This is a genomic window from Streptacidiphilus sp. BW17, assembly GCF_041262485.1.
Taxonomy (GTDB): Bacteria; Actinomycetota; Actinomycetes; order Streptomycetales; family Streptomycetaceae; genus Streptacidiphilus.
The window spans coordinates 15,576-41,066 of sequence record NZ_JBGCCR010000006.1 but is presented as its reverse complement, the minus strand read 5'-3'; the positions used below and the strand labels follow the sequence as shown (position 1 = coordinate 41,066).

Here is a 25,491-nt window from a genome sequence, read left to right as displayed (position 1 = left end):
ATGGACGCGCGGCTGCGACGGACGGCGCCCGAGCCGCTCCGCCTCAGTCGCGCGCACCTGCGAGCCGGCGCGTGATCGCCTCACGGTTGGCCGTCACATAAGCGGTGTTGAGGACGGCCACGACGGTGTAGACAACCGCGAAAGCGTGCGCCCCGACCGCGTAGGCCGCGACGGCCGACGCCACGAAGACCGTCAGCTTGGCGGCCGACGTCACGCCCACCGGCAAGGGGTGGCTCGCCCGGGGCGCCAGGAACATCCCCCACAGCCAGCCCGTGAGCACCGGCGCGCCGAGCCCGAGCAGCAGGTGCAGCGCCAGCCCGGTGCCGGTGTGGAAACCCCACCAGAGCAACGCCCCGAGCGCGACCAGCTCGACGGCGAAGGCCAGTGCCGCGTTCACCAGGTACAGAGGCTTGGCAAGCATCACGTGCTCCTCACGGACGGAATGTGCGACCTTCGCTCTCTTTCGAGAGCAGCGCTCTCTAACAAGAACAGTGTGCGCAGGCCTCAGGTGCGCCGTCAAGGGCAAGGGTTGTACGGCCGCTCCTCCGAACGCTTCCGGTAAGCGTGTAATGGTGTAATCCTGGATCCATGACAGGCTTCGGCAAGACCGGGGAGTCGGTCGCGGAGTGGTTCGCGGCCCATCTGCCCGAGGGACTGTTCGAGGAGACGCCGGTCGTGGTGGTCGACCGTGAGGAGATCACGGTCGTCGGCCCGATCCCGGCCGATGGCGGTGCCGTTGGAGACGGTGAGGACGGCGGGGACAGTGGGGACGACCTGTCCGACCCGATCAGCGACTACCGCGAGCGCACGCGCGGCGAGCGGATGCGGGTGGCCCGCGCGGCGGAGGAGCGCTTCGGCAAGAAGGTGTCCTGGGGCGCGCTGCACGAGGGCCGGCGGGTGATGTTCACCCACCTCGCCGTCCCCGCGATGACCCGGCTGCGGCAGCCGGAACGGCAGGTGCTGGACACGCTCGTGGCCGGCGGCGTCGCCCGCAGCCGCAGCGAGGCGCTGGCCTGGTGCGTCCGCCAGGTCGGCGAGAACACCGAGACCTGGTTGACGGACCTGCGCGACGCGCTGCGCCACGTCCAGGAGGTCCGCCGCCAGGGACCCGACGAGAAGAAGTAGCGCCAGGCGGACGGGCGTTCAGCCGAGCAGCGCGTAGACGGCGGTGGCCTGGGCTGCCGGACTGTCTGAGGGGGCCCCGTCTGCGGCCATCACGATGTCCGCAAAGGCAAGGGAGCGGCCGAGCTTGGTGATCCGAGCGTGCACGAGCACGTCCGCGCCGACGACCGCGCGCTGGAACGAGGTCGACAACTGGACGGTCGTCATCGGCACGAAGCCGCCGCGCGCCGCCGCGACGGCGACGACCGTGGCGGTGTCGGCGGCAGCCATCAAGGCCTGCCCCGACATCCCACCGCCTTCCCGCGCGAGCCGGTCCGACCACGGCAGTCGCAGCACCGCCTCGCGCCCACCGACGCTCTCCACGCGCAGGCCCAGATCCAGCACCCACGGCGCGAAGTTGTCGGCGAGCAGTTTCTCGGCGAGGTCGAGGGAGAGCGATGCGGACGGCTGAGGCTCGGACGGATGCTGCTTGGACAGCTGAGGCTCGGACGACTGCTGCTCAGACGACTGTGACGTGATCGACATGGCATCAGGATGCCGTCGACGCACCCCTGCCGGAAGGACTCGAGGCCGCCAGCGCCAGTGCGTCGGCTGTGGCCAGGCCCGCGGCGAAGGCGTGCCCCTCCTGGACCGGGCGGCATCGGCCCAACTCCGGGACGAACTCGGTCATCACCACACCCGCGTGGTCGGTCTCGGTCTCGGCGTAGGCGACCGGCCAGGCGTGCCGCTCCAACGCGGCATGGAACGCACGTGCGTTGCGAACGCCCACGACGGGGTCCGCGCGTCCGTGGACGAGGTGGACCGGTAGTGCGGGCTGCGTGGTGGTCTCCAGATCCTCGACGGCGGGCGGGCCCATCCGGGGGTCGTGCGAGGTCAGGTAGTTGCCGGCGATCCCGACGACGGCGGCGGGACGCCACCCGTCAAAGGCGTCGGCGGGCCGAAGGACGGTCGCCATCGCGGCGCGGGCGCCCAGCGACCAACCCGCCAGTACCGCGTGCTCCGGATCGCCGCCCCACTCGCCCGCCCGCTGCCGCAGGAAAGCGGCCGACGCGCGCAGGTCGGACCAGCCCGCGTCCTCCGCGTCCGGACGCCAGTCCGGTACCAGGACCAGCAGCCCGCGCGCGGCGGCCTGCTGGGCCAACGCTCCGAGCACGTCGCGCTCCTGTGCACCGCTCCCGTGCCAGAGCAGCACGGTCCCGGTCGGCGCCGCGTTCGGCCGGTGGACGTCGAGCAGCAGATCCCCAGCCCCGTACGGCAGAGCCTTCAGTACCTCTGGCATCACTTACCTGCTCATCTCAGTCGCTCAGTCGATCCCACTGATCAGCATGCTAACGACGGCTCACGCCAGCGGCGGGCGTTCCCCTGAGCCGCGGGGGATGAGGCGGGTGAGCAGGACGACCGAGCGTGGTGCGGAGCGGTCCCCCTCGATGCGGGCGAAGAGCAGGGCCGCGCCCGTGCCGCCGATCGCGGCGGGGTCCTGGTTGACCACGGTGAGCGGTTGATCGAGTCGATCAGCAAACGGAAGGTCGTCGAAGCCGACGATCGCCGGGTCGTCACCTGCGCCCGGAGCGCCGTCGCCTGCGCTCCCGCCTGCGCCTGCGCCCGCTCCAGCTCCCGCGCGGACGGCGTCCAGCGCGCCCGCGCTGATCAGACCGTTTGTTGCGAAGATCGCCGTCGGCGGACCGTCCGCCGCGAGCATCGCCGCCACCGCCGACGCCGCCTCCGTGCGGGAGCGCAGGCCGTGGCGGAGGAGTTCGGGGACGGCCGCGACGCCGCGTGCGGCCAGCGCCTCGCGGTAGCCGAGATGGCGCTCCCGCTGGGTCCAGATGTCAAGGCGGTCGCCGAGGTAGGCGATCCGGCGGTGACCGTGGTCGAGCAGGTGCTCCACCGCGCCGCGGGCGCCCGCGCGGTTGTCCACCGTCACGGTGTCCACGTCGAGCCCGCGCGCGGGCCGGTCGAGGCAGACCACCCGGGTGCCGGTCTCGGTCCAGGGCCGGAGGAAGCCGTGGCTGCCGCAGGTGGGGACCAGGATCAGGCCGTCCACCTGGCGGGAGCAGAAGGCGGCGATCACCTCGCGCTCCCGCCTGCGGTCGTCGTTGGTGCTGCCGACCAGCACCACATAACCCTGCCGGTAGGCCGCGTCCTCGACCGAACGGGCCATCAACGCGTAGAAGGGGTTGGCCAGATCGTCGACGACCAGCCCGATGGTGCGGCTGCCCGCGCCCTTGCGGCGCAGCATCCGGGCGAGGTCGTTACGGCGGTAACCGAGCCGCCGCACCGCCCGCTCCACGCTTGCCGCCTTCTCGGCCGAGACGCCCGGCTCGGCCGAGAGGACCCGGGAGACGGTCATCGGGCTGACGCCCGCCTCCCGGGCGACGTCCCGCATCGTCGGGCGCCGCCCGGGTGCCTGCGTCATGGATGTCCCTCTCCTTCAGGGCCGACGACATCCGGTGAGCGAACGAGCAAGTGAGCGGGAAAAGCGAGCGGGAAGCGCCCGTCAGCATGCCGACTTGTAGAAGTACTTGCTGGACGAAGGATCGTTCATGGTGGCTCGGGTGATCGCCACCATGGTCGTGGCGATCGACGACTGGACCGGCTTTCCTTCGATCGCCGCCAGCGCCTGGTCGACGCCCTGGGTGCCGATCTGTGCCGGGTTCTGCGCGACCAGTACGTCGAGTGTGCCGTTCTTCAGCGCGGTGACCTCGTCCGGCTCGGCGTCGAAGGCGGCGACCTTGACCTTCCCCTGCTTGCCCGCGGCCTGGAGACCAGTGGAGATCCCCTGCGCGGTGTTGGTGTTCCCGGCGAAGACGCCGCCGAGGTCCGGGTGGGCCGCGAGCGTCGACTGGATCTGCGAGGCCGCGGTGGCCGGCAGGTCGTTGTCGTAGAGCACCGGAAGCAGCGTGATCTGCGGGTGCTTGGCCTGCATCTCCTCGGTGAAGCCCTTGATCCGGGCATCGGTGGTGGAGACGCCCGGCTTGACGCTGATCACGATCGCCGATCCCTTGTTCCCCATCAACTGGGCCAGCGCGTCGGCGGCCTGACGCCCGCCCGCCTCGTTGTCGGAGGAGATCCGGGAGACGCCGACGGACGGGTCGGTCACCGAGGTGTCGACCAGCACCACCTTGGTGCCCGAGCCCTGGATCTGCTGCAGGGACGGGGTCAGCGCGGTGCTGTCGACCGGCGAGATCAGCAGGCCGTCGGGGTGGGTCGCGGCGACGGAGTCCAGGATCGGCCGCTGGACCGAGACGTCCCACTGGGCGGAGCCGTCCACGGTCAGCTTCACGCCGAGCCTGGTGGCCTCCTGCTGGGCGGCACAGGACATGGTGATGTAGAAGGGGTCGCTCTTGACCCCGGTGATCAGCTCCATGGTCTTTCCCGCGCCGGAGTTGGCACCGGTGCCACCCGAACTCCCTCCGGACGACGAGCCGGACGACGACCCGGAGCTGCTGCAGGCGGCGGTCGCGGTGACCAGAGCCAGCACGGCACCACAGCCGATCAGTTTCGCGGACGGTCTGCGCATGAGGAACCTCCCGTGGGCGTTTCTCTTTCACTCGCCGGTGTTGAGGGTGATGGTGGTTGTGGTCGAGCGTCCGATCAGTCGAGTGGCCGAGTGATCAAGTGATCGATCAGGTGTGTTCGCGTCGACGACGGCGCAGCTGGTCCAGATAGACGGCCAGGACCAGCACCGCGCCGATGGTGACGTCCTGCCAGTACTGCTGCACGCCGATGATGATCAGCCCGGTGGTGAGCACCGCCGGGATGAAGACGCCGATCACCGTGCCCAGCACGGAGCCGCGCCCGCCGAAGAGGCTGGCGCCGCCCAGCACGACCGCCGTGATCACGGTGAGGTTGTCGGTCGCGTGCCCGGCGATGCTGGTGGTGCCGAAGTAGGCCAGCCACATCACCGCGCCCAGACCGCAGAGCAGACCTGTGAGCGCGTAGACCGTGATCAGCTGCCGGTCGACGGCGACACCGGCCCGCCGCGCCGCTTCAGGGTTCGAGCCGATGGCGTAGGTGTGCAGCCCGAACCGGGTCCGGGCCAGGATCAGGGCGAACACCAGCGTGGTGACGAAGGCGATCACGACCAGCCAGGGGATCTGCCCGAAGAGCTTGCCGAAGCCGATCGACTCCTGGAGCTTGGACGAGACCGCGCCGGTCGGGTCCTCCCCCTTGGTGACGATCTCGGCGATGCCGAGCGCCGCACCGAACCCGCCGAGCGTGACGATGAGCGGCGGCACCTTCGCCTTGGCGACCAGCCAGCCTTGGAGCGCTCCCCAGAGCAGTCCGGTCACCAGCGCGATCAGCGAGCTGATCGCGACCGCGCCCCAACCGGAGTTCGCTCCGCCGTGGTGGACCGTGTACTCGGCGGAGAGCACTGCGGAGAGCACGAGTATCGAGCCGACGGAGAGGTCGATGCCCGCCGTGATGATGACGAAGGTCATGCCGACGCCGAGGACCAGGTAGATGGCGGCGTTGGTGGCGATCTGGGTCAGGTCGTAGGTGGTGAGGAACTTACCCGGTGCCGCCAGGGTGAAGTAGAGGACCAGGACGGCCAGGATCAGGAAGGTCCAGGTCTCGTTGAAGGCCCCGAGCCGGGACAGGCCGGTCCTACGGGCCACCGTCGTCAACGGCTCCCGTAACCGCCGCAGTTGCAGCCAGAGGTTCACGATCCGTCCTCCCCCGTCTCCCCCGGCGTCGGCCTCATGGGCTTCCTCAGGTCGGTCGGCCCTGTCGGCCCCACGTCCGTCGACCCCACCGCCGTCGACCCCACGTCCGTGGAGTCCGGTCTGAGTTCCAACGCGCCGGTCATCGCGCCGACGAGTTCCTCGACGGACGTGCCCGCGGCGTCGAAACGTGCCACGCGCCTGCCGAGGCGCAGCACCTCGATCCGGTCGGAGACGCTGAGCACCTCCGGCATGTTGTGGCTGATCAGCACGACGGTGATGCCCCGGTCCCTGACCCGGCGGATGGTGTCCAGCACGCGCCCGCGCTGCACCACGCCGAGCGCTGCGGTCGGCTCGTCCATGAAGATGATCCGGTGGGCGAACGCCACCGCCCGCGCCACCGCGACGGACTGCCGTTGGCCGCCGGAGAGCGTGGCGACGGACACCGACACGTCCGGCAGCTCCACGCCCAGCTCGGCGAAGGCGGTGACGGCCGCCCGCCGCATCGCGGCCCGGTCGAGCACGCCGAGCCGACCCAGCAGACCGCCGCGTCGCAGTTCCCGGCCGAGGTGCAGGTTGACCGACGCGTCCAGGTCCGGGGCGAGGGCCAGGTCCTGATAGACCGTCTCGATGCCGACACGGCGCGCGTCCTGGGGCGAGTGGAGCTGCACCTCCCGGCCGTCGACCACGATCGACCCGCCGTCCGGGCGCATTGCGCCGGACAGGGTCTTCACCAGGCTGCTCTTGCCGGCGCCGTTGTCGCCGATCAAGGCGACGACCTCACCGGGGTACGCGGTGAAGTCCGCTCCGTCCAGGGCCTGCACCTGCCCGAAGCGCTTGGTCACACCGCGCGCCTCCAGCAGCGGCACGGTTTCCGTCATGACTGACCTCCCGGGATGGGGGGGGTTGTCGAGCCTGTCGGTTGCTGATCACTGATCTGATCGTTGAGCACGGATGGCTGATCGACTGATCACTTGTCGATGATCACTGGTGGCGCTTGGTAACGTTCCCAGCGACTGTGCGAGTGTGGATCTGTCCCTGACATGTCGTCAAGACCTGCTGCGGAAACAATCGGACCGCCCACCCATGCCGGGTCGGCGGCACGCGTTTTGGTACCGATCCCGTGAAGTCGCGGTTCCACGACAACGGGTTGTTTCCGGACCGTTGGCCGGAAACACCTCCGCCCGTGACGCAGGACACGACACCGGGCTCAACGTGCCGTGTCTGAACGTTCCGTGAACGCAGTGTCACCCGCCGCGTCATGTGATGGGGTGTGAGGCGAAGATACGTTGGGCAGTCAATTCGGGTGAGAGTTCGACGACGTCCGGCATTTGTCCGTGCCCCTGGGGAGGAACGTTGAGCGTGTGCGTGATAGGCGCGGGTCTGTCAGGACTGGCAGCCGCACACGCGCTCAGACGGAGGGGCGTCGACTTCGTCTGCGTGGAGAAGGCGGCGGACGTCGGCGGCATCTGGCGCATGCCGGGAGCCGGTGAGCCGGGTCCGGGGTACCAGGCGCTGCACCTCAACACCGCCAAGCAGCTCACCTGCTACGCCGACTTCCCGATGGCGGACGAGCTGCCGCACTATCCCCGGCACCACGAAGTCGCCGCCTACCTGCGGTCCTTCGCCGACTGGGCCGGTCTGACGCCCCATGTCGAGCTGCGCACCGAGGTGGTCGCCGTCGAGCAGGAGCCCGACGGGCGATGGACGGTCACGAGTCGGAACGCCGAAGGGGTGGAAACACGGCGGAGCTTCGACCATGTGGTCGTCGCCTCCGGACACCACTCGCTGCCCGCGCTGCCGAACCCGTTACCCCCGGGCGCCGAGTCGTTTGCAGGAACAATTCTCCACTCCATGGACTACATGGACGGCCAGGACTTCGCCGGAAAGCGGGTCGTGGTGGTGGGCCTGGGCGCGTCCGCGGTGGACATCGCCGCCGACCTCTCCCGACACACCGAGCAGACGGTGCTCTCCGTGCGCCGGGCCCTGCACATCGTGCCCAAACAGCTCTACGGCACACCCGTGGACCTCATCGCCGACGCGCCCCTGTTCACCGACATGTCCCTCGCCGAGCAGGTCCACTTCATCGAGCAGTCGCTGCTGGTGGCGCGCGGCAAACTGTCCGACTACGGGCTGCCCGAGCCCGACCACCCGATCTTCTCCTCGGCCATCACGATCTCGGACGAGATCCTCAGCCGGATCCGCCACGGCGCGGTGACGCCGAAGCCCGCCATCGCGTCGCTGGACGGCGACCGGGTCGTCTTCACCGACGGCACCTCGGTGGCGGCGGACGCGATCGTCTACTGCACCGGCTTCCGCATGGACTTCCCGTTCCTGCCCGACAACTGCCCGTTGAGCCCGGAGGGGCCGGTCCGGCTCTACCGCCGGATCGCCTCGCCGGACCTGCCCGGGCTGCTCTTCGTGGGCCTGATCCGCCCCGTGGGCTCGATCACCCGCCTCGTGGAGGCCCAGGCCGAGTGGGTGGCCGGAATCGTCGAGGGCGAGTTCGAGCTTCCTCCGGCGGAGGAGATGCGCCGGGAGATCGACGCGTACCTGGGCAGCATCGCGGAGCGCTACGGGCTCTCCGAAGGCAGCTCGGTCCAGGTCGACTTCGGTGGGTACCTGGCCCAACTCGGCGCAGCGGCCAGGACCAGTCCGACGAGCGAACTGAGCGCCCTGCGTGCGCTGAGCGAACTGGTCGAACTGACGCAGCTGCAGAACGTCTGAGCCCAGGACGGGCGCAGCCCACCCGGCGGCCCGGAGAAGCACCGAGCCCCCGCGGATCACCAGGATCCGCGGGGGTTTCTCTACTCTCGGCTTTCTGCCCTCGACTCACTGCCCTCGACTCGCTGCTCGCTGCTTTCTGCCCTCCGCAGATCAGCAGCGCCGGAGGCGGGTCACCCCTTCAGCCAGCCGAGGAACTGGCTCCAACGACCGCCCTTTTCGCCCTTGCCGGCCTCCGGCACGCTCCGCCCGACCCGGGCCGACGGCTCCGAACGCTGCGTCTGCGCGCCGGGCCGATGAGTGATCTCGGCTGGGGTGAACCGTGCAGGCAGGGAGTTCAGCCCGCGACTGAAGCTGCCGGGACGCCATGTCAGGCCCCGCTCAGGGACGGCGAGTTCGAGGTCCGGGAGCTGGTTGAGCAGGTTCTCGACGGCCGTCACCGTGATCTGACGGGCCGGTTCCTTGGACGGGCAGGCGTGCGGGCCTGCGCTCCAGGCCAGGTGGGCCCGGCTGTTGGCCGCGCGCGCCGCGGAGAGCTCCGGGCTGGTGTTGGCGGCGGCGAGGCTGACCAGCATCAGCTCCCCGGCCCGCACCAGCTGGCCGGCGAACTCCATGTCGGTCACCGGATAGTGCGCCGCGAAGTTCGCCATGGGCGGGTTCTCCCACAGCGTGTCGTCCAGCGCGTCGTCGATCGGCCCGCCCTTGTGCGCGTAGCCGTCGTCGGTGAGCACCCGGTGCAGCACGTTTCCGACGAGGTTGCGCAGCGGCTCCACGCCGGCGCCCAGCAGCAGCGCCAGCTGGTGGAGCAGCTCCTCGTCGTTCAGCTGCGAGTGATGCTGCATCAGCCACGAGGCGACGTCGTCGCCGGGCCGACTGCGCTTGAGCGCGACCAGTTCCCCGACTGCGCCGAAGAGCACACCGGCCGCCTGCTCGGCGTTGATGCCGTCGAATATCCCGGTGATGCCGAACATCACGCGGTCGCCGATGTCGGCGGGGCAACCGAAGAGCTCGTTGAAGACGAAGAGCGGCAGCTGCTTGGCGTAGTCGCCGAGCAGGTCGACCGAACCCCGGTTGCTGAACTGGGAGATGAGGTAGTTGGAGGCCTGCTCGGTGATGCGGGTCACGCGTCGCTGCTCGACCCGGGCCATGCTGTCGGTCACCGCCTGACGGAGCCTCAAATGCTCGGCGCCGTCGGTGAACATGCAGTTGGACCGGTACGCGAGCAGCGGCAGCACCGGGCTGTCTGCCGGAACCGTGCCCTCGTTCAACTCCCGCCAGCGGCGTGAGTCCTTGCGGAAGGACGCCGAGTCCTGCAGCAGACGCAACGCGGCCTGGTAGTCGGTGACCAGGGTGGCCTCGACACCCGGGGCGAGCTCGACCGGGGCGGTCGGCCCGTAACCGCGCAGGTAGGAGTAGTACGCCTGCGGGTCGGCCGCGAACTCCGGCCCGTACAGCGGCACTCGGCCGCCCACGGCGTGCGCCGGGCACCCGGGCGGGGGAACCGGGGTGGAAGAGCGAGCGTCCATGTCTGCGTGTGGCTCCTAGCCCGCGCGGGCCAGCAAATAGCTGACGAGGGTGGTCAGTGCGGCGGCCGACGACTGCTCGTCGCGCGCGTCGCAGGTGACGACGGGGGTGTCGTCGAGGAGGTCCAGCGCCTCCCGCAGCGAGGCTTCGGCGCGCTCCGGATTGCCGTCGAAGTGGTTGACGGCGATCGCGTAGTCGAGTCCGTACTGCTCGATCAGGTCGATCACGGCGAACGAGTCGGCGAGCCGCTCCGGGTCGACGAGGACCAGCGCGCCGAGAGCGCCCCGGGCCATGTCCTCCCACATCTGCACGAACCGCATCTGGCCGGGCGTGCCGAAGAGGTAGAGCACCACGCGTTCGCTGATGGTGAGTCGGCCGAAGTCCATGGCGACCGTGGTGGTCGTCTTCCCCCGGACTCCCTTGAGGTCGTCGATGGCCTCGGCTGCCCGGGTCATCGTCTCCTCGGTGGACAAAGGCTCGATCTCGGAGATCGACCCGATGAACGTGGTCTTGCCCACCGCGAAGTGCCCGACGACGAGGATCTTCACCGCCGTCTGGGTGGCCCCGGCGGAGACGTAGTCGCCCTCGCCCAGGTTCCGGCGTGCGTCAAGACGCGGGCGTTCATCCAAACTTGGCTCGGAGGCCATTGAGCACCTCCTCCAGGAGCTCCTTGTCGGCAAGACGGGCGCGGGCCACCGGCGGGCGGGTGAGCACGTAGCCACCGTCCTTGAGGGCCGCCAGCACGATCCGGACCACGCCCAACGGCAGCCGGGTGTGCCCCGCTATCTCGGCCACCGAGAGGTAGCCGGCGGAGCAGAGGTCCAGCAGCCGCAGCTCCTCCGGCGACAGCCGGGTGGGCCGCTGCCCCTGGTCGGGAGCCGCCGTGACCAGCGTGATCAGGGAGAGATCGCCGTCGTCCGGCAGACCGCGTCCCTTGGTGATGACGTACGGCCGAACTAAGGCGGCGGACTCCGGCTCCCACTCCTCGGGGCGGGTCATGAATGCGCCCCGAGGTTCTCGCGCGGCGGAGCGGCGAGGAACTTGCCCAGCTGGCCGACGAGTTGCTGCATGCGGAAGGTGATGTCCTGCATGTCGACCTCCGGCGTGGCGGAGACGGCGAGGTAGGCGCCCTCACCGGCGGAGATCAGGAACACCCAGCCGCCGTCGAACTCGACCAGGGTCTGCCGCCACTGCTGACTCGAGTCCTCACAGAAGAACCCGAGCGATCGACTGAGCGACTGCACACCGCTCATGGCGGCGGCGACCCGGTCCGCGTTGTCCTTGTGGAAGTCCTGCGTCCGGGCCATCAGCAGACCGTCGGCGGAGATCAGGACCGCGTGCAGGGCCCCGGGAATCTCCAGGGCGCTGTCGAGCATCCAAGACAGATCGTTGTTCACGAGAAGTCATGCCCTTCACTGCTTGCACCACGCAGGGTGCTCGTCTGGTCCGCACCGTCCGGTTGCACAGCCCGGCCCGACCGGGTGCCCCGCTGGAAGGCGCCCATGATCGCGGCGGTCTGCGCGCCGGAACGCGGCGCGGAAGCCGGGCCCTGCTCGCCCGTGGGCACGATCGCCATCGGCCGCTTGCGCCGACGCATCGGCAGGCCGTCCGCGGTCGCACCGACCGGCAGACCGGGCTCGGGGAGCATGGCAGGCGGCGGGACCGGGGCCGCGGCGGGCGCGGCCGGGGCGGGTGTCTTCTTCTCGGGCATGCTGGTCAGCAGTTCGTGCGGCAGCAGGACCACCGCCCGCACGCCTCCGTAGGGGGACGAGGAGTCGACCGACACCTCGAAGCCGAAGCGCTCGCAGAGCACTCCGATGACCGCCAGGCCGAACTGCGGCGGATTGCCGAGACCCGCGACACCCGAGACCCGATCGGTGTTGAGCAGTCGGTCGGCGCGGGCCCGCTCCTCGTCGTTCATGCCGACACCGGCGTCGTCCACGACGATGACCACGCCCTTGGGCACGGTGCGGATGTTGATCTCGACGACGGTGTCCGGGCTGGAGTAGCTGGTCGAGTTGTCGAGCAGCTCGGCCAGGGCGAGCGCCACCGGCTCGACGGCCCGGCTGGAGATGCCGAAGTCCACCTGGGAGAGGATCTCCACCCGGCGGAAGTGACGCACCCGGCCCTGGGCGCTGCGGACCACGTCGTAGACCGAGGCCACGTCGCGGTGACGCCCCAACCAGCCGTCGCAGAGCACCGCGATGGACTGCGCGCGCCGGGCGAACTGGGAGTTGGTGTGGTCGATCTCCATCAGGTCCTGGAGGATGACCGACTCGCCGTACTTGCTCTGCAGCCGGGAGAGGATCAACTGCTGCTCGGCGGCGAGGCCCTGCAGGGTCCGCATGGCGGACTTGAGTACGGTCTTCGTCGCTTCCTCGGCCTGCTCCTGGGCCGCGGCGACGGACTGCGCGTAGTGGTGCTCCAGATCGGAGTAGTGCTCTCTGAGCCCGTGGATCTGCTGCCGCAACGCGTCGGCCGACGTGCGTTGGCGGACGACGAGCACGACCGCGACGAGCAGGGCGACGACGAGAGCCCAGAGCACCGGGTTCTCCAAGTAATCCGTCATAAGACTCTCTTCAGGCAACTGACGGCCGGCTGCCGAATCCCCCGCACCCGCAGGGTGGACCCGTCCGCTCCGCAAAGCGAGGTGATCGTATCATCGGCTCGGCATGCACCCGACGAAACGTCCCGCGCCCTTGAGGATCCGTCTCATTCAGTTCACACAGCCGTAATTGACGGTCCGACGGACTGCGGATGTGTGCGGCGGAAACCCTTGGCAGCGCGGCCCTGGCCACTGCGGCGCGGCGCCTCCGTCGACGCATCCGGACCACCTGGCTCCAGCTGTATGTGTCCGGGGAAGTCGTGCCCCCCCACACACGGGATCTGCACATGCGGACGGTCCTGGTTCACCCGTCCCCCTGTCGACGGATGAACCAGGACCGCTGGCGAGCGATCAGCGGAGCCCACCTCGTCGCCCCGGTCCGTTCCGGCGCGAGGTTCGAGAACGGCATCCGGGGTGAGCGCGGCAAAGTGACGGCATGACTTGTACTCATCCCGACTCCGCATTCGCCCACCGCCTGGCCGATGCCGCCGACGCGATCGCACTGCGGAGCTTCCGCTCTGGCGGCACCGCGTGGCGCGCCAAGAGCGATGGGAGCCCCGTCAGCGTCGCCGACGAGCAGATCGAACACACCCTGCGCAACTTGATCCAGCGAGAACGCCCCGGCGATGCCGTGCTCGGCGAGGAATTCGGCGCCGCAGGGTGCGGGCAACGTCGCTGGGTCATCGACGCCATCGACGGCACCGCCAGCTTCCTGGCCGGCGAGCCGGAATGGAGCACCCTGATCGCACTCGAAGAAGACGGCACCGTTGTGCTGGGGTTGGTCACCGCACCGGCCCTGCGCCGCCGCTGGTGGGCAGCTCGAGGAACCGGCGCATGGACACAAGCCACGGATCCCGCCGCCTCCGCACCCGTTGAGCGTGTGACCATCACCGGCGCGAGCAACCTCGGCGACGCTGCCATCGGCATCTGGCCCCCGCCCGCGCGCTTGAGTCCAGCCGATCTGACCGTCGCCGCCCGCATCGCCGCCGCCGTCCGTAGCACCAGACCAGAGGCGGACTGGACCGACCCCACACGTTCATCCGGCCCGATCCGCAAGCCCTCCACCGGAACCGGAACCTGCCACGGCGCCCTGCTGGTCGCCACGGGACAACTCGACGCGTTCCTCCTGCTCGGAGCCGGCCCCTGGGACATCGCAGCGCTCGTCCCCATCGTCGAGGAAGCGGGCGGCACCTACGCCGGACTCACCGACGCCCCGTCCACCGACACCACTGCATCCGCTCTGTTCACCAACCCCAGCCTCCGCCAGGAGATCATCAACATTGCAAACCACACGTTTTGACAATTGCTCAGCCCAGCCCCACAGCCAAGATGCCGTTCCCGGCCGCCCTCGGGTTCGTCATCTTGCTCAGACGGCGCCCTCACAGCTTGAGGAATTGCCATCCCTCAAGGCGTGGATGACATATCAGCGGCTACGCCTCCGAGTGAGAGCGGATCTGGCGGTGTTCCGGACCCGTCGGGTGCGGCCGGTCTCAGCCAGGACGGCGAGAGCATCGGAGGAGTCCAGGCTCTCGGCGATCTTGCGCTGCAGCCAGTCCGACGAGTCGGTCAGCGCACTAGGAATCCACGGCTGCGCCAGCGCAACAGCCCTGAACAGCGACCACTCGTGAAGCCGCTGGACCAGGAAGGGGCGCGGTTCGACGATCCCGGCCATGGCCTGTGCCCAGGATGCGTACTCCGGGCTTTCCAGCAGGGCGCTTGCCCGCCTGTCGAGGTGCCGGACGATCGCGGACTGCGCCATCACCAGGTCCGGGTCCGTGAGAACCGTGGTCACCAGGCCGGGCTCGTCCTCGTCCCGCACCTCTGCAAGTGCTCGCAGGTGGTCGGCGAAATCGGAGGTGCTCGGGCGGCTCCTCCTCGCCGATGACCCGGGTGCCCATGCCTCCTGGTCCTGACGCCGACCAGGAGGATGCGGACGCGAACCTTCACGGCTCGCGCCCGCACCCGTACTCGTGCCACCCATCAGCCCTTGACGCAGACGACCTGCTTCAACTCGGCCACGACCTCGACCAGGTCGGTCTGTTGGGCCATGACCTTCTCGATCGACTTGTACGCGCCCGGGATCTCGTCGACCACGCCGGAGTCCTTGCGGCACTCCACCCCCCGGGTCTGCTCCTCCAGGTCGCGGACGCCGAAGCGCTTCTTCGCCGCCGTCCGGGACATCTTCCGACCCGCGCCGTGCGAGGCCGAGTTGAACGCGTCCGCGTTTCCCAGGCCACGCACGATGTAGGAGCCGGTGCCCATCGAGCCCGGGATGATGCCGTGGTCTCCCGCGCCCGCGCGGATCGCGCCCTTGCGGGTGACGAGCAGGTCCTCGCCGTCATAGCGCTCCTCCGCCACGTAGTTGTGGTGGCAGCTGATCACTTCTTCGAATCCGACCCTGGCCTTGGGGAACTCGCTCCGGACGGCGTCCTGGAACAGCGCCATCATCACTGCGCGGTTGCGCTGCGCGTACTCCTGCGCCCAGAACAGGTCGGACCGGTAGGCCTCCATCTGCGGCGTGGCCGCGATGAAGACCGCCAGGTCGCGGTCGACCAGGCCCTGGTTGTGCGAGAGCGAGCGGGCGACGCCCATGTGGTGCTCGGCGAGCTCCTTGCCGATGTTGCGGGAACCGGAGTGCAGCATCAGCCACACCGAGCCGGACTTGTCGAGGCAGACCTCGACGAAGTGGTTGCCCGAGCCGAGTGACCCCATCTGCTGCAGGGCACGCTCACGCCGCGCCTTGACCGCCGGGGTCAACTCGTCGAACCGGGACCAGAAGTCGTCCCAGCCGCCCGAGGTGAAGCCGTGGATCCGGGTCGGGTCGACCGGGTCGGAGTGCAGACCACGACCGACCGGGATGACCCGCTCGATGCGCGAACGCAGCCGGGAGAGGTTGTCGGGCAGGTCGCGGGCGGTGAGCGTGGTCTTCACCGCGCTCATCCCGCAGCCGATGTCGACGCCGACCGCGGCTGGGCAGACGGCGCCCTTCATGGCGATCACGGAACCGACCGTGGCGCCCTTGCCCAGATGGACGTCGGGCATGACCGCGAGACCGTGGATCCACGGCAGCGAGGAGATGTTGCGCAGCTGCTGCAGCGCCTGACCCTCGACCGTCGCGGGGTCGGTCCACATGCGGATGGGCACGTTGATGCCCGGGAACTCGGTGTACGACATGGAAGTGTTCTCCTGGGAACAGGCTACAAGTCTGAGGACGGCAGGGCCCGTTCCCGCAGATCCCGTTCGTGGGGTGCGGTAGGAACGGCCGGTGCCGTGGAACCGGGCGCGTCAGCCCGGCAAGCCGCAGGCGGTGGAGGAGGGGCGTCGCCGCAGGGAGGCGGCGGCGCTGATGTGGCGCCTGCGTCGCAACTCGACCCGCATCGGGACTGCCTCCTCTCCACCACCTCGGGGACCGGCCTGTCACGTCCGGTCGCTGTGCCTATCAAGCCATGTTCCGACCATGGTCCGCAACGGAAATACGCGGGCGGCGGAGGAGATCCGGGGCGCACAACGGCCCCTGCACGCCACCGAAGTGGTGTGCAGGGGCCGTGGTCGTCCGTACGCCGCCGGGGACGGGGTCGGGTCAGTGCATGACCACCGGGACCGCGTCGGCGCCCTCCTCGGCACCCGCGCCGCCGCCGGCGACCGCGTGGGTGGCCGGGCGACCGGCGTTGACCAGGACGAAGACCAGGGCCGAGGCGACGAGCATGAGGCCCACCGCCCACCAGATCGCCACCGTGTAGCCGTGCACCTGCGCGAGCGGGTTGCGCGGGTCGGCGACATGGTGGGCGACCAGCCAGCTGGTGGTGGCGCTGGCGGCGATGGTGTTCAGCAGCGCGGTGCCGATCGAACCGCCGACCTGCTGCGAGGTGTTGATCATCGCCGAGGCCACGCCCGCGTCCTGCGGCCGGATGCCGAGGGTCGACAGGCTCATGGCCGGCATGAACGAGGTACCCATGCCCAGTCCGAGCAGGAACTCGGCGGGGAGGATCAGCGTCCAGTAGTTGCTGTCCACCTTCATCTGAGTGAGCATCAGCATGCCCAGCGAGGCGACCAGCAGACCCGGACCCATCAGCCAGCGGGCGGGGATGCGGGTCATCAGCCGGGTGCCGATCTGGGTCGAGCCGGTGATCATGCCGACCACCATCGGCAGGAACGCCACGCCGGTCATGACCGGCGAGTACTGCTTGATGCCCTGCAGGTAGTAGGTCATGAAGAGGAACAGACCGAACATCCCGATGATCGCCAGGCCCAGGCCCAGGTAGGCGCCACCGCGGTTGCGGTCGAGCACCACGCGCAGCGGCAGCAGCGGTGCCTTGGTCCGCGACTCGACCAGGACGAACAGGGCCAGCAGCACCACGGAGGCCACGAAGAGACCGATGGTGGTGGCCGAACCCCAGCCGGACTCCTCCGCCTTGGTGAAGCCGTAGACCAGGGCGACCAGGCCGGACGTGGCCAGCAGCACGCCGGGGATGTCCAGACGGCTGCGGTTGCGCTGGTCGTCGCGCTCCTCGATGAAGACCGTCGCGCCGATCACGGCGATGATGGCGAAGATGATGTTGACGTAGAGCGCCCAGCGCCAGTTGAAGTACTCGGTCAGCGCACCGCCGAGCAGCAGGCCGACGGCGCCGCCGGCACCGGCGATCGCGCCGAAGATGCCGAAGGCGGTGGCTCGCTCCTTGGCCTCGGTGAAGGTCACCGCCAGCAGCGAGAGCGCGGCGGGCGCGAGCAGGGCGCCGAAGACACCCTGGAGGGCGCGAGCGCCGAGCAGCATGGTGGCGTTGACCGCGGCGCCGCCGAGGGCGGAGGCGAGCGCGAAGCCGATCAGGCCGACGATGAAGGCCTTCCTACGCCCCCAGAGGTCCGCCACGCGACCGCCGAAGAGCAGCAGACCGCCGAAGGCCAGGCTGTAGGCGGTGATCACCCATTGCCGGTTGGCGTCGGAGATGTGCAGACTCTGCTGCGCGTGCGGCAGCGCGATGTTCACGACAGTGGCGTCCAGCACCACCATCAGCTGGGCGATGGCGATGAAGACCAGGGCCTTCCATCGCTTTGGGTCGAGGTGTGGCGTCGCCTGAGCGGCTGACGTGGATACTGCGGATTCAGACATGAGGGTATCCCCGGAGAAGGTGCGGCGGACGGTGCCGCCCTCGTCGCATTGCGGGCGCATGCGGGCATAAGAGGGCGTGCAAAGGTTGGGTGCTGACGGACCATGACGGTCGGTCAAGTGAAATGTCGCGAGATTTCGCGGTATCAGATCGTTCGGTCGATCAGCCGATCACTCGGTCATTCAGTCGGTCGATTCGAGGCGGAGAAGCCGCCGCGCAGGTCTGGCGTCATTGCCGACCACCGCGCTGCGAGGCCGAGAGAATGCACTCCCGACGCACGTCCTCCAAGGTCAGGGGGCTGCCTGGCAGCGGCGTGTGCGCCGGGGCGCGCAGGCCGTCGAGCAGCAACTGCAGGTGGCGGTGGACGAAGGGCTGCAGGCTGTTGTAGCCCGCGCCCGGGAACGGCCGGGCCAGCTGGGCCACGGCCATCATCACGTCCGGACTTGTCACGTCGTCACGCAGGGTGCCGGCCGCCTGAGCCGCGTCGAGGATGCGCTGGACTGCCGCGTCCAGCCGCTCCTTCGTCGCGAAGATCGCGGCCTCCTCCAGGTCCGTCCACTCGGAGAGCATCGGACACAGGGCGCCGATCTTCCAGTTGACGGAGTCGTGGACGAGGCGGCTCAACGCGTCGAACGCGTCCGCCTCCTCGGCGAAGGCCTGTTCCGCGACGGCGATCGCCCGTTCCATCACTTCCAGCACCACGCCGTGCACGAGGCTGCGGCGGTCCGGGAAGTGGCGGTAGATGGTGGCGTTGCCGACGCCCGCCCGACGGGCGATCTCGTCGAGCGGCACGTCCGCGCCGAACTCGACGAAGGCGTCCTGCGCCGCGTCCAGGATCCGGGCCCGGTTCCGCGCCGCGTCAGCGCGGCGCCGGAGGCCCACGGCAGGCTTGACGCCACTCGACGGGCCACCGATGGGCGGGTCGCTGAGCTTGACCATGAGCGCTCCTTCCAGGTCTCGAGAAACGGGGACGCGTTCCCCGGTTCCAATGTCACCCAGCTAAACGGGGACTCGCTCCCCGGAAATCCCGTATTCGAGTGTGACCTGGGTCACAATTCTCTGCGTGAGGAAGACGCACGCGGAGTAGGCGCGGCGTAAGCGTGCAGGCGCGCGGGGTGCAGCGGGGTGCAGCGGGGTGCAGCGGGGTGCAGCGGGCGGCACAACTCCGCAGCCCCCGCCGGGCCGGAGCTCGACGGGGGCTGGAGGAGCCGCGAAGGAGCGGCTGTACCGCAGAACCGCGAAGGGGGCCTCAGGCCGGAATGACGGTGACCTCGCCGATCCCCAGGTCCTTCAGCGGGCCGGCGATCGTCGCAGCGTCGCCCACCAGCACGGTGACCAGCCGCTCCGGCGGGAAGCCGGCGACGACCGCGGCCGTCGCCGCCGCCGTCGTCGTCTCCGCGAGGCGGCGGTAGACCTCGGCCTGGTAGGCGTCGGGCAGCTCCTGCTCCACCTGGTCGGCCAGGGTGGCGCAGACCGCCGACGCGGTCTCGTAGCGGAGCGGTGCGACCCCGACCAGGTTCTGCACGGCGATGTCGCGCTCCTCGTCGGTCAGCCCCTCCGCGACCAGGGTGCGCAGGATCTGCCAGGTGTCGGCGAGCGCAGGGGCCGTGGACTCGGTGTCGACCGAGCCGGAGATGGCCAGCAGCGCCCGGCCCTCCCCGTCCGCGCCGGAGCGCAGCGGCTGGGCGAAGGCCCGCACGCCGTAGGTGTAGCCCTTCTCCTCGCGCAGCACCTTGTCCAGACGGGAGGTCAGCGTGCCGCCCAGGCAGTAGGTGCCGAGGATCTGCGCCGCCCAGCTGTCGTCGTGGCGGTCGGGGCCGATCCGCCCGATCAGCAGCTGCGTCTGCACCGAGCCGGGACGGTCGACCACGACCACGCGGCCCGCGTCGTCGCCGCGCACCGGCGCGGGGCGACGACGCTCACCGGGCTCCCCGGTCCACTGCCCGACGGTCTCGGCCAGCACCGCGTCCAGGTCCACGCCGGAGAAGTCGCCTACGACGACGAGCGTGGCGGTCGACGGGCGAACATGCTCGGCGTAGAACGAAGAAACGGCCGATCGATCGATCGTCTTGACCGTTTCCGCCGTGCCCGAGCGCGGACGCGACAGTCGGTCGCTCGCGTCGAACATCTCGCCGTAGAAGGCGATCGCGGCGCGGCGGGCCGGGTTGGCCAGCTCGTGGACGATCTCGTCGAGGCGGTTGGCGACCAGCCGCTCGATCTCGTGCTCGGGGAAGGCCGGCACCCGGACCGCGTCCGCGAGCAGGCCGAGCCCGCGGTCCAGCCGGGAGGCCGGGACCTCGAGCGAGACCCGCAGCACCGTGTGGTCGGCGTGGGCGTCCAACGTCGCACCCGCGCGCTCCAGTTCGGCGGCGAACTGCTCCGCGGTGAGGGACTCGGTGCCCTCGGAGAAGGCGCGCGCCAGGATGGTCGACACGCCCTCCTGCGTCTTCGGCTCGGCGTCCAGCGGCACGTCGAGGACCAGTTCGGCCGCGACCAGCGCCTGGCCGGGACGGTCGCAGCGCAGCACGGTCAGGCCGTTGGGCAGCGTGAACCGGGTCGGGGCCGGGAAGTTCCACGGCGTCGGCTGCCCCGGCTCGGGACGCGGGTGGAACGTCATGGTGGAGGCGATGGTCATGCCTGCACCTCCTCGTCATCGGCGGAGTCGGCGTCGGCCTCGTCGGTCCCGGAGACCGGCTCGTAGGTCAGCACCGCGCGGTTGTCGGGCGTCAGGTACTTCTGCGCGACGGCCTGGACCTCGGCCGCGGTCACGTCCAACACCCGTGCCAGCGCGGTGTCCAGCAACTTCGGATCGCCGAACAGGACGGAGTAGCGGCACAGTTCGTCGGCACGCCCGCTGACCGTGTCCAGCCGATCCAGCCACTCGCGCTCGATCTGCGCCTGCGCGCGCTCCAGCTCCTCCGCCGTCGGGCCCTCGGCCGCGAAACGGGCCAACTCGTCGTCGATCGCGGCCTCGACGGCCTCGACCGTCGCCTCGCCGGAGGTCTTGGCGTCCAGCCAGCCCAGCGAGGGCGCGCCGGAGAGCCGCAGCAGGCCGAAGCCCGCGGTCACGGCCGACCGGTCGTGCCGGACCAGCCGGTTGTAGAGGCGGCTGGACTCGCCCGAGCCCAGCACCGTCAGCGCGAGGTCGGCCACGTCGGCCTCACGGGTGCCGTCGAGCGGCAGCAGGTACGCCTGCATGACCGCGCGTGAGGGGACTTCGGCGACGACGTGGTCGCGCAGCGGCACGGAGCCGTCGCGGACCACGGTGGTGCCGTCCCGCGGCGGGCGCTTGCCGTCGTGCGCCGGGATGGAGCCGAAGTACTTCTCCACCCAGGCCAGCGTCTGCTCCAGGTCGATGTCGCCGACCACCGACAGCACCGCGTTGTTGGGCGCGTAGTAGGTGCGGAAGAAGTCCTGGGCGTCCGTCAGGGTGGCGGCGTCCAGGTCCTCCATCGAACCGATGGGGGTGTGGTGGTACGGGTGGCCGTCCGGGAACGCCATCGCGGTCAGCCGCTCGAAGGCGGTGCCGTAGGGGACGTTGTCGTAGCGCTGACGGCGCTCGTTCTTGACCACGGCACGCTGGTTGTCCAGGCTCTCCTGGTCGAGCGCGGCGAGCAGGCTGCCCATCCGGTCGGCCTCCAGCCAGAGTGCCAGCTCCAACTGGTGGGCGGGCATGGTCTCGAAGTAGTTGGTGCGCTCGAAGCTGGTGGTGCCGTTGAGCGAACCGCCCGCGCCCTGGACCAGCTCGAAGTGGCCGTTGCCGGGGACCTGCGCCGAGCCCTGGAACATCAGGTGCTCGAAGAGGTGTGCCAGACCCGTACGTCCGGGCACCTCGTGACGAGAACCCACGTCGTACCAGAGGCACACGGCGGCGACCGGTGTCAGGTGGTCCTCGGAGAGCACCACCCGCAGGCCGTTGGCCAACGTGTGCTCGCTGATGGTGAATCCTTGGGCCATCCGCGTCGTTCCTTCCGGTTGCTGCGCTGTTGCGGAACTGGTTGCGGCACTGCTGCCGCACAGTCGGTCTGCTGCACTACTGTCCGTCGGGCCGGGGCCTGCCGTCCGTGCGGAAAACACCGCACCAAAACACCGCACAGGTCCCGGGAAACCCCATTGTGCTGCACCGGCAGGGGACGCGGTGGCCGGGTTTGTCAGCAGCCTGGTCCAGAATGGTCCCGACCGTGCCAGCCCCATGCCACCCCCGGGAACCTCCAGGGGGCCCGCATGCCGTCCGAGGGAGCGCCGCCGCGATGGCCCGCCGCAGTTCGCCGACCCCACCACCCGAGGATTTCGAGGAGCGCATCCTCGACATCGACGTGGTGGACGAGATGCAGAGCTCCTACCTGGAGTACGCCTACTCGGTCATCTACTCCCGGGCGATCCCCGACGCGCGGGACGGCCTCAAGCCGGTGCACCGGCGCGTCCTCTACCAGGCCAACGAAATGGGCCTGCGTCCCGAACGCGCCCACGTCAAGAGCGCCCGCATCGTCGGCGAGGTGATGGGCCGGCTGCACCCGCACGGTGACAGCGCCATCTACGACACGCTGGTGCGCATGGCGCAGCCGTTCTCCATGCGGCTGCCGCTGATCGACGGCCACGGCAACTTCGGTTCGCTCGGCAACGACGACCCGCCGGCCGCCATGCGTTACACCGAGGCCCGGCTCACCAGCGCCGCGATGTCGATGGTCGAGTCCATCGACGAGGACACCGTCGACTTCGCGCCCAACTACGACGGCAGCGAGCAGGAGCCGCAGGTCCTGCCGGCGGCCTTCCCGAACCTGCTGGTCAACGGCGTCTCCGGGATCGCGGTCGGCATGGCCACCAACATGCCGCCGCACAACCTGGGCGAGGTCGTGGCCGCCGCGCGCCACCTGATCCGGCATCCGGGCGCCGATCTCGACGCGCTGATGCGCTTCATCCCCGGCCCCGACCTGCCGACCGGCGGCCTGGTGGTCGGCCTCGGCGGCATCCGCGACGCCTACGAGACGGGACGCGGCACCTTCAAGATCCGCGCCAGGGTCTCGGTCGAGGACGTCACCCCGCGCCGCAAGGGCCTGGTCGTCACCGAGCTGCCGTTCACGGTCGGCCCGGAGAAGGTCATCGCCAAGATCAAGGACCTGGTCAACGCCAAGAAGATCCAGGGCATCGCCGACGTCAAGGACCTGACGGACCGCAACCACGGCCTGCGCCTGGTCATCGAGGTCAAGAACGGCTTCGTGCCGGAGGCGCTGCTGGAGCAGCTCTACAAGCTGACGCCGATGGAGGAGACCTTCGGCATCAACAACGTCGCCCTGGTCGACGGCCAGCCGCTGACGCTGGGTCTGAAGGAGCTGCTCGAGGTCTACGTCGACCACCGCTTCGAGGTGGTCCGGCGACGCTCCGACTTCCGTCGCCGCAAGCGGCAGGACCGGCTGCACCTGGTCGAGGGTCTGCTGATCGCGCTGATCGACATCGACGAGGTCATCGCGATCATTCGATCGAGCGACAACGCCACACAGGCGAAGGATCGACTGATCGAGCGTTTCGGTCTGAGCGACACGCAGACCGCGTACATCCTCGACACCCCGCTGCGCCGCCTCACCCGCTTCGACCGCGTCGAGCTGGAGGCCGAGCAGGACAAGCTGCACGCCGAGATCGCCGAGCTGACCGAGATCCTGGAGTCGGACTCGGTGCTGCGCAAGCTCGTCTCCGACGAACTGGCCGCAGTGGCCAAGAAGTTCGGCACCGAGCGCCGGACGGTGCTGCTGGAGGCCGGGTCGGTCGCCTCCGTCGCCGTCCCGCTGGAGGTCGCGGACGACCCGTGCCGGGTGCTGCTCTCCTCGACGGGCCTGCTGGCCCGCACGGCCGACACCGGCGCGGACGCAGCCTCACCCGAACCCGAACCGGCCGCGGACGACGGCGGCAAGCGCGCCCGTCACGACGTGATCGTCTCCGCCGTCCCGGCCACGGCGCGTGGCCACATCGGCGTGGTCACCAGCGCGGGCCGGGTGCTGCGGCTGCCCGTCATCGACCTGCCGCAACTGCCGCCGAGCGCCCACGCGCCGGTCCTGGCGGGCGGCGCCAAGGCCGGCGAGTTCCTCAAGCTCGACGCGGGCGAGCTCGTCCTGGCGCTGACCACGCTGGACGAGTCCTCCCCCGGCATCGCCCTCGGCACCGAGCAGGGCGTGGTCAAGCGCGTCGTGCCGGACTGGCCGGAGAACAAGGACGAGTTCGAGGTCGTCGCGCTCAAGGACGGCGACCGCGTCGTCGGAGCCGTCGAGCTGCGCACCGGCGAGGAGGACCTGGTCTTCATCACCACCGACGCGCAACTGCTCCGCTACCCGGCCTCCCAGGTCCGTCCGCAGGGCCGCCCGGCGGGCGGCATGGCCGGCGTCAAGCTCGCCGACGGCGTGAAGGTCCTCTCCTTCACGGCGGTCGACCCGGCCGCCGACGCCCTCGTGGTCACGGTCTCGGGCGCGTCGGACGCGCTCGACGGCCTGGGCCAGGGCACCGCCAAGGCCACGCCGTTCGAGCAGTACCCGCGCAAGGGACGCGCCACCGGCGGCGTGCGCTGCCAGCGCTTCCTCAAGGGCGAGGACCGCCTCGTCTTCGCCTGGGCCGGTCCGACGCCCGCGCGCGCCGCGACCGCCAACGGCTCCCCGGCCGAACTCCCGGGCCGCGACCCGCGGCGCGACGGTTCGGGCGTGCCGCTGGCCAAGGAGATCGCCGCGGTGGCCGGTCCAGTGTGACCGGCTGAGGAGTGACCCGGCTGAGGAATGACCCGGTGGGGTGTCGACGGCGGACTGCCGACGGCACCCCCACCGGCGTCCCATGCCTCAGCGCAGGTCAGCTCAGCAGCACAGCTCAGCTCAGCTCAGCGCAGGTCATGGGCTTCGGTCGGCAGCGACAGGTAGAGGCGGGTCCCCTGCGGCCGGAACCCCACCCGCTCGTAGACGCGCCGGGAGCCCTCGCCGGAGAACTCCAGCCAGGCCGACGCGGCGCCCCGCGCGAAGGCGGCCCGCGCCAAGGCTTCGGTCACGGCCTGCGCGATCCCCCGACCCCGGAAAGCGGGTCGCGTACCCACACCCGCCAGTTCGGCGGTCCCCACGGCCGGGGCGGAGCAGAGCGCGCCACCGGCGCAACTGCCGTCCGGGGCACGGACGAAGCGGACCGCACCGCCGTTCTCCTGGGTGCGGCGGAGCCGGGCCGCGCCTTCCGGCGACGGCTCGAACTCCCTGCCGAACGCCTCGGCGAGGGCGGAGTCGAGGGCGGCGAAGTCCGTGTCCGAGACGGGCGTCTCGACCGCCGGTCGGGGGCTCTCCGACGCCAGCAGGGTCCCCGGCGTGCAGACCAGGTAGACGTGTTCCTGCTCGGTGGTGAACCCGACAGCGCGCAGCGCAGGCTCGACGGCGGGCGCCGCATCCGGGGCGAACTCCAGGCGCGGCAGCAGCCCGCGCTCGCGGAACGCGGCGACCAGCTGTCGCACATCCGCGCCCGTCGGATCGGAACCGGGCAGCGGGGTGGCGTAGTTGACGTAGGGACTGGTGGTGGCCGGGTCGATCCCGATCACGAACCCGCCCGTCTCCACGACTTCGGGACGGCGGCGGAGATGGGCGACGGCAAAGCTCTGGACATCGATGTCCATGGGTGATGACGACCTCACGTGAATACGCGCACGACCGCGCGACACAGGGCATGGTGTGGTGTCGTGGAACCGCAGGACGGGGCAGGTCGCACGGGCGCGCGGAAGGTGCACGGGTGCTCAGCC

The 25,491-nt window shown here is 70.1% G+C and carries 23 protein-coding genes; 4 read left to right on the top strand and 19 right to left on the bottom strand.

The window, feature by feature from the left end:
* Positions 1–43: 43 nt before the first annotated feature.
* Entirely contained in the window at positions 44–421 is a 378-nt protein-coding gene (locus ABH940_RS09485; protein WP_370105043.1) for a YrdB family protein, read from the bottom strand.
* Positions 422–588: 167 nt separating this feature from the next.
* Between ABH940_RS09485 and ABH940_RS09480 the strand changes: the two genes are divergently transcribed.
* The gene (locus tag ABH940_RS09480; RefSeq protein WP_370068414.1) at positions 589–1,125 is read left to right on the top strand and encodes a hypothetical protein; all 537 of its coding nucleotides are present in this window, start codon (positions 589–591) and stop codon (positions 1,123–1,125) included.
* An 18-nt stretch (positions 1,126–1,143) separates the two neighbouring features.
* Here the strand turns inward: ABH940_RS09480 and ABH940_RS09475 are convergent, their stop codons facing one another.
* The 6 genes from ABH940_RS09475 to ABH940_RS09450 form a co-directional block, all read right to left on the bottom strand.
* Positions 1,144–1,641 (bottom strand): PaaI family thioesterase, encoded by a 498-nt coding sequence (locus ABH940_RS09475; RefSeq protein WP_370068667.1) that lies wholly within the window; start codon positions 1,639–1,641, stop codon positions 1,144–1,146.
* A gap of 10 nt (positions 1,642–1,651) precedes the next feature.
* On the bottom strand, positions 1,652–2,401 hold the full coding sequence (locus tag ABH940_RS09470; RefSeq protein ID WP_370068412.1) for an alpha/beta hydrolase: 750 nt from the start codon (positions 2,399–2,401) through the stop codon (positions 1,652–1,654).
* Between the two features lie 60 nt (positions 2,402–2,461).
* Positions 2,462–3,538 carry a LacI family DNA-binding transcriptional regulator gene (locus ABH940_RS09465; RefSeq protein ID WP_370105042.1) on the bottom strand — a complete coding sequence of 359 codons (1,077 nt, stop codon included), beginning with the start codon at positions 3,536–3,538 and terminating at the stop codon, positions 2,462–2,464.
* Positions 3,539–3,619: 81 nt separating this feature from the next.
* A complete protein-coding gene (locus ABH940_RS09460) occupies positions 3,620–4,642 on the bottom strand; it encodes an ABC transporter substrate-binding protein (protein WP_370068408.1) in 1,023 nt (340 codons plus the stop codon).
* A gap of 106 nt (positions 4,643–4,748) precedes the next feature.
* Entirely contained in the window at positions 4,749–5,789 is a 1,041-nt protein-coding gene (locus tag ABH940_RS09455; RefSeq protein ID WP_370068406.1) for an ABC transporter permease, read from the bottom strand.
* Positions 5,786–6,667: an ATP-binding cassette domain-containing protein gene (locus tag ABH940_RS09450; RefSeq protein ID WP_370068404.1), complete on the bottom strand. Its 882-nt coding sequence runs from the start codon at positions 6,665–6,667 to the stop codon at positions 5,786–5,788. Before ABH940_RS09450 ends, ABH940_RS09455 begins: the two co-directional genes overlap by 4 nt.
* A 475-nt stretch (positions 6,668–7,142) precedes the next feature.
* Between ABH940_RS09450 and ABH940_RS09445 the strand changes: the two genes are divergently transcribed.
* A complete protein-coding gene (locus tag ABH940_RS09445) occupies positions 7,143–8,513 on the top strand; it encodes a flavin-containing monooxygenase (RefSeq protein WP_370068402.1) in 1,371 nt (456 codons plus the stop codon).
* A 170-nt stretch (positions 8,514–8,683) separates the two neighbouring features.
* Here ABH940_RS09445 and ABH940_RS09440 read toward each other — a convergent pair whose 3' ends face one another.
* From ABH940_RS09440 to ABH940_RS09420, 5 genes are read right to left on the bottom strand one after another with little or no spacing between them, the layout of a single operon-like run.
* Positions 8,684–10,036, bottom strand: coding sequence for a cytochrome P450 (locus ABH940_RS09440; RefSeq protein WP_370105041.1), 1,353 nt, complete (start codon positions 10,034–10,036; stop codon positions 8,684–8,686).
* A gap of 15 nt (positions 10,037–10,051) precedes the next feature.
* Positions 10,052–10,681: an ATP/GTP-binding protein gene (locus tag ABH940_RS09435; RefSeq protein WP_370068398.1), complete on the bottom strand. Its 630-nt coding sequence runs from the start codon at positions 10,679–10,681 to the stop codon at positions 10,052–10,054.
* Positions 10,656–11,033 (bottom strand): DUF742 domain-containing protein, encoded by a 378-nt coding sequence (locus ABH940_RS09430; RefSeq protein ID WP_370068396.1) that lies wholly within the window; start codon positions 11,031–11,033, stop codon positions 10,656–10,658. The genes ABH940_RS09435 and ABH940_RS09430 overlap by 26 nt, the downstream gene beginning before the upstream one ends.
* Positions 11,030–11,431 (bottom strand): roadblock/LC7 domain-containing protein, encoded by a 402-nt coding sequence (locus ABH940_RS09425; protein ID WP_370068394.1) that lies wholly within the window; start codon positions 11,429–11,431, stop codon positions 11,030–11,032. Before ABH940_RS09425 ends, ABH940_RS09430 begins: the two co-directional genes overlap by 4 nt.
* Positions 11,428–12,603 (bottom strand): ATP-binding protein, encoded by a 1,176-nt coding sequence (locus ABH940_RS09420; RefSeq protein ID WP_370068392.1) that lies wholly within the window; start codon positions 12,601–12,603, stop codon positions 11,428–11,430. The genes ABH940_RS09425 and ABH940_RS09420 overlap by 4 nt, the downstream gene beginning before the upstream one ends.
* Positions 12,604–13,075: 472 nt before the next feature.
* Between ABH940_RS09420 and ABH940_RS09415 the strand changes: the two genes are divergently transcribed.
* The gene (locus ABH940_RS09415; protein WP_370068390.1) at positions 13,076–13,939 is read left to right on the top strand and encodes an inositol monophosphatase; all 864 of its coding nucleotides are present in this window, start codon (positions 13,076–13,078) and stop codon (positions 13,937–13,939) included.
* Between the two features lie 123 nt (positions 13,940–14,062).
* On the opposite strand, the gene ABH940_RS09410 is transcribed toward ABH940_RS09415, so the two are convergent.
* The 6 genes from ABH940_RS09410 to ABH940_RS09385 form a co-directional block, all read right to left on the bottom strand.
* Positions 14,063–14,431: a hypothetical protein gene (locus ABH940_RS09410; RefSeq protein ID WP_370105040.1), complete on the bottom strand. Its 369-nt coding sequence runs from the start codon at positions 14,429–14,431 to the stop codon at positions 14,063–14,065.
* A 188-nt stretch (positions 14,432–14,619) separates the two neighbouring features.
* A complete protein-coding gene (locus ABH940_RS09405) occupies positions 14,620–15,813 on the bottom strand; it encodes an RtcB family protein (RefSeq protein WP_370105039.1) in 1,194 nt (397 codons plus the stop codon).
* A 406-nt stretch (positions 15,814–16,219) separates the two neighbouring features.
* A complete protein-coding gene (locus tag ABH940_RS09400; protein ID WP_370105038.1) occupies positions 16,220–17,746 on the bottom strand; it encodes an MFS transporter in 1,527 nt (508 codons plus the stop codon).
* A 226-nt stretch (positions 17,747–17,972) separates the two neighbouring features.
* The gene (locus ABH940_RS09395) at positions 17,973–18,683 is read right to left on the bottom strand and encodes a TetR/AcrR family transcriptional regulator (protein ID WP_370068382.1); all 711 of its coding nucleotides are present in this window, start codon (positions 18,681–18,683) and stop codon (positions 17,973–17,975) included.
* Between the two features lie 310 nt (positions 18,684–18,993).
* Complete coding sequence (locus ABH940_RS09390; RefSeq protein WP_370105037.1) at positions 18,994–20,379, bottom strand: M16 family metallopeptidase; 1,386 nt, start codon at positions 20,377–20,379, stop codon at positions 18,994–18,996.
* Complete coding sequence (locus ABH940_RS09385) at positions 20,376–21,701, bottom strand: M16 family metallopeptidase (protein WP_370105036.1); 1,326 nt, start codon at positions 21,699–21,701, stop codon at positions 20,376–20,378. Before ABH940_RS09385 ends, ABH940_RS09390 begins: the two co-directional genes overlap by 4 nt.
* A 293-nt stretch (positions 21,702–21,994) precedes the next feature.
* Between ABH940_RS09385 and ABH940_RS09380 the strand changes: the two genes are divergently transcribed.
* Positions 21,995–24,472: a DNA topoisomerase (ATP-hydrolyzing) subunit A gene (locus ABH940_RS09380; RefSeq protein WP_370068376.1), complete on the top strand. Its 2,478-nt coding sequence runs from the start codon at positions 21,995–21,997 to the stop codon at positions 24,470–24,472.
* A 125-nt stretch (positions 24,473–24,597) separates the two neighbouring features.
* On the opposite strand, the gene ABH940_RS09375 is transcribed toward ABH940_RS09380, so the two are convergent.
* Positions 24,598–25,368 (bottom strand): GNAT family N-acetyltransferase, encoded by a 771-nt coding sequence (locus ABH940_RS09375; RefSeq protein ID WP_370068374.1) that lies wholly within the window; start codon positions 25,366–25,368, stop codon positions 24,598–24,600.
* Positions 25,369–25,491: the final 123 nt, after the last annotated feature.

What these genes read in the sequence shown, in the direction of transcription:
- ABH940_RS09470 (WP_370068412.1), bottom strand. Translation starts at nt 2,401, where the DNA reads ATGCCAGAGGTACTGAAGGCTCTGCCGTACGGGGCTGGGGATCTGCTG.
- ABH940_RS09465 (WP_370105042.1), bottom strand. Translation starts at nt 3,538, where the DNA reads ATGACGCAGGCACCCGGGCGGCGCCCGACGATGCGGGACGTCGCCCGG.
- ABH940_RS09380 (WP_370068376.1), top strand. Translation starts at nt 21,995, where the DNA reads ATGGCCCGCCGCAGTTCGCCGACCCCACCACCCGAGGATTTCGAGGAG.
- ABH940_RS09420 (WP_370068392.1), bottom strand. Translation starts at nt 12,603, where the DNA reads ATGACGGATTACTTGGAGAACCCGGTGCTCTGGGCTCTCGTCGTCGCC.
- ABH940_RS09405 (WP_370105039.1), bottom strand. Translation starts at nt 15,813, where the DNA reads ATGTCGTACACCGAGTTCCCGGGCATCAACGTGCCCATCCGCATGTGG.
- ABH940_RS09400 (WP_370105038.1), bottom strand. Translation starts at nt 17,746, where the DNA reads ATGTCTGAATCCGCAGTATCCACGTCAGCCGCTCAGGCGACGCCACAC.
- ABH940_RS09375 (WP_370068374.1), bottom strand. Translation starts at nt 25,368, where the DNA reads ATGGACATCGATGTCCAGAGCTTTGCCGTCGCCCATCTCCGCCGCCGT.
- ABH940_RS09435 (WP_370068398.1), bottom strand. Translation starts at nt 10,681, where the DNA reads ATGGCCTCCGAGCCAAGTTTGGATGAACGCCCGCGTCTTGACGCACGC.
- ABH940_RS09450 (WP_370068404.1), bottom strand. Translation starts at nt 6,667, where the DNA reads ATGACGGAAACCGTGCCGCTGCTGGAGGCGCGCGGTGTGACCAAGCGC.
- ABH940_RS09480 (WP_370068414.1), top strand. Translation starts at nt 589, where the DNA reads ATGACAGGCTTCGGCAAGACCGGGGAGTCGGTCGCGGAGTGGTTCGCG.
- ABH940_RS09430 (WP_370068396.1), bottom strand. Translation starts at nt 11,033, where the DNA reads ATGACCCGCCCCGAGGAGTGGGAGCCGGAGTCCGCCGCCTTAGTTCGG.
- ABH940_RS09395 (WP_370068382.1), bottom strand. Translation starts at nt 18,683, where the DNA reads ATGGTCAAGCTCAGCGACCCGCCCATCGGTGGCCCGTCGAGTGGCGTC.
- ABH940_RS09385 (WP_370105036.1), bottom strand. Translation starts at nt 21,701, where the DNA reads ATGGCCCAAGGATTCACCATCAGCGAGCACACGTTGGCCAACGGCCTG.
- ABH940_RS09390 (WP_370105037.1), bottom strand. Translation starts at nt 20,379, where the DNA reads ATGACCATCGCCTCCACCATGACGTTCCACCCGCGTCCCGAGCCGGGG.
- ABH940_RS09415 (WP_370068390.1), top strand. Translation starts at nt 13,076, where the DNA reads ATGACTTGTACTCATCCCGACTCCGCATTCGCCCACCGCCTGGCCGAT.
- ABH940_RS09460 (WP_370068408.1), bottom strand. Translation starts at nt 4,642, where the DNA reads ATGCGCAGACCGTCCGCGAAACTGATCGGCTGTGGTGCCGTGCTGGCT.
- ABH940_RS09440 (WP_370105041.1), bottom strand. Translation starts at nt 10,036, where the DNA reads ATGGACGCTCGCTCTTCCACCCCGGTTCCCCCGCCCGGGTGCCCGGCG.
- ABH940_RS09485 (WP_370105043.1), bottom strand. Translation starts at nt 421, where the DNA reads ATGCTTGCCAAGCCTCTGTACCTGGTGAACGCGGCACTGGCCTTCGCC.